Annotated in this window: 3 protein-coding genes; all 3 read right to left on the bottom strand. The window is 68.6% G+C overall.

From position 1 onward, the window contains the following. Nucleotides 1-1,806: chemotaxis protein CheA (locus tag ACV4UX_RS18465; RefSeq protein ID WP_491594747.1), on the bottom strand; the 1,806-nt coding region annotated here is incomplete at its 3' end. Then, the gene (locus tag ACV4UX_RS18470) at nucleotides 1,803-2,105 is read right to left on the bottom strand and encodes an STAS domain-containing protein (RefSeq protein WP_491594748.1); all 303 of its coding nucleotides are present in this window, start codon (nucleotides 2,103-2,105) and stop codon (nucleotides 1,803-1,805) included. The genes ACV4UX_RS18470 and ACV4UX_RS18465, both read right to left, overlap by 4 nt. Nucleotides 2,106-2,124: 19 nt before the next feature. Next, on the bottom strand, nucleotides 2,125-2,720 hold a 596-nt coding region (locus tag ACV4UX_RS18475; protein WP_491594749.1), incomplete at its 5' end, for a methyl-accepting chemotaxis protein.

Genomic DNA, 2,720 nt, shown 5'->3' on the forward strand with positions numbered 1-2,720 from the left:
GCCCGGCACGTCGAGCAGGCCGCGCACGCTCACGCAGGGGATCAGCTCGCCCTTGTACTCCATGGAGCCGACCATGGGCGGACGGCCCTCCAGGAAGCGTTCCTGGCAGGCCTCCACGGCCGCCAGGGGCAGCACGAAGAACTCCGACCCCACGCGCACCTGGAGCCCGTCGATGATGGCCAGGGTGAGCGGCAGGCGTATGGTGAGCCTGCACCCCTTGCCGGGCGTGCTCTCCACGTCCACGGAGCCGCGCAGGCTCTCGATGTTCTTCTTCACCACGTCCATGCCCACCCCGCGCCCCGAGACGTTGGTGACCTGCTGGGCCGTGGAGAAGCCCGGGGCGAAGATCATGGCCAGGATTTCCTGCTCCGTGGGGTTGTCCGTGGGCGCGAGGAGCCCGCGCTCGATGGCCTTGGCCTTCACGCGCTCGGCGTCGATGCCCTTGCCGTCGTCGGTGATGGTGATGTGGATGTTGCCGCCGGAGTGCACGGCGTCCAGGATGATGTTGCCCTTGGGCGGTTTGCCCTGGGTTTCGCGGGCCTCGGGGGCCTCGATGCCGTGGTCGATGGAGTTGCGCAGGATGTGCACCAGGGGGTCCTTGAGCTGGTCGATGACGTTCTTGTCCAGCTCGGTCTGCGCGCCCAGGCCGTGGAAGGCCACATCCTTGCCCATGGCCTGGCCCAGGTCGCGCACGAGGCGTCGCAAGGTGCCGTAGATGGAGCCGATGGGCACCATGCGGATGCCCAGCGTGTGGTCGCGCATTTCGGAGGAGAGGCGTTGCAGATCCTCGGCAACGCTGCGCAGGGCCGGGTCGCCCGAGGTGGCGGCCAGCTGGCTCAGGCGCGACTGCACGATGACCATCTCGCCCACCAGGTTCACCAGGGCGTCCAGGCGCACCGAATCCACGCGGATGCTCGCGGCGGAGGGCGAGTCCTGGGCGGGGGCCTTGGCCGAGGAACGCATGCTCACCTTGGAGGCGATCCACGCGGCGATCTCGTCGCGCAGGGTTTCGAAGGACTTCTCCGCCCCGGTCTGCAGCATGTCAAGGAGCGTGGGGATGTCGGAGCCCCGGACGGCCTCGGGACGGATTTCCTCGATCTTCACGCCGTGCTCGTCCTCCACGAAGATGAACACGTCGCGGATGGCGTCGAGGCCCTTGTCGTGGATGAGCAGGATGTCCCACCAGCCGTAGGCCGTCACGGGGTCCAAGGCCTCCAGGGAGGGGATGGACCCGGGCCGGAAGACGCTCCAGAGCCTGCCCAGGTCCTGCAGTTCGGCCAGGAGGCGCATGGGGTCCGTGCCGGAGAGGAAGGTGCCCGGCGCGGGCCGATAGCGCAGGAGGTATGTCCGGGCGGCGGCGGGGTCGAAGCGGCGCTGGCCTTTCGAGTGGTCCGGGGAGCCTGCCGGGTGTCCCGTCTCCTGTTGGGGCGTCTGCCCCAGGTAGGGGCGCAGCCGGGAAAGGATTTCGTCGGAGACGGCCACGTCGCCGGGGGCGGCTTCCGGGGAGGCCAGCAGCCTGCCCACGTGGTCCTTGGCCTCCAGGGTGAGGCCCAGGAGCTCGGTGGTCAGCTGGAGCTCGCCGGAGCGGACCTTGTCGAACACGGTTTCCACGTCGTGGGCGAAGCGGGCCAGCTCGTTGTAGCCGAACATGGCCCCGGAGCCCTTGATGGTGTGGATGTCGCGGAACACCTTGGCGATGCATTCGGCGTTGCCTGGGTCGTTCTCCAGCTCCAGGAGCATCTGTTCCAGATCGGCCAGAAGTTCGGCGGCTTCTTCCTTGAAGAGTTGTGCGGCGTCCATGTTCATGCGTTGAACTCCTTGCCATCCGGCGCGTCCTGGGCCTTTGCCGCCAGTTCTGGGAAGCCGCACAGCTGGGCCTGGCCCGCGGCAGCGCCTTCGAGCTGGCCCCGGAGGGTGCAGGGGGTCCCCTTGGCCTCGCATCCGGTCCGCAGGGCGTGGAGGAGCTGGCAGAAAGTGAGGTCGAGATTGGTCACTCCCGCGAGGTCGAGCTCCAGGGGCGCGCCCGACCGCAAGGCTTCAAGGAACGCGGTGTGGATCTCTTCGGCTCGCGACACGCTGCAGTCGCCTGCGAGGGTGATGTTCACGGTCTTGCCCCTTTACGGTCTAGAACCGTTCGAAGTCTTCGTGTTCGTGGCCTTCGCCCATTGTAAGCACCACGCCGCTCTTCTTTTGGGCGGGCGGCTGGGCGGCGGCGCGAGGCTGCGCCGCCCGGGCGGAGGGGGCGGTCCCCCGCTGGGGCAGCCGGGCCTGTTCTCCGTTCACCTGGAAGAAGGAGATGACGCTCTGGAGCTGTTCGGCCTGGGCGGAGAGCTCCTCGGCGGTGGAGGCCAGTTCCTCGGAGGCCGAGGCGTTCTGCTGCACCACCTGGTCCAGCTGCTGCAGAGCCTTGTTCACCTGGGCGGCCCCGGAGTTCTGCTCGGTGCTGGCGGCGCTGATCTCCTGCACCAGTTCGGCGGTCTTCTGGATGTCGGGCACCAGGCGGCCCAGGAGCGCCCCGGTGCTTTCGGTGACGGCCGTGGAACTTCCCGAGAGGGTGTTGATCTCGGCGGCGGCCTGCTGGCTGCGCTCGGCCAGCTTGCGCACCTCGGCGGCCACCACGGCGAAGCCCTTGCCGTGCTCGCCCGCGCGGGCGGCCTCGATGGCCGCGTTGAGGGCCAGCAGGTCGGTCTGCCGGGCGATCTCCTCGATGATGGAGATCT

The organism is Fundidesulfovibrio sp. (genome assembly GCF_058402725.1).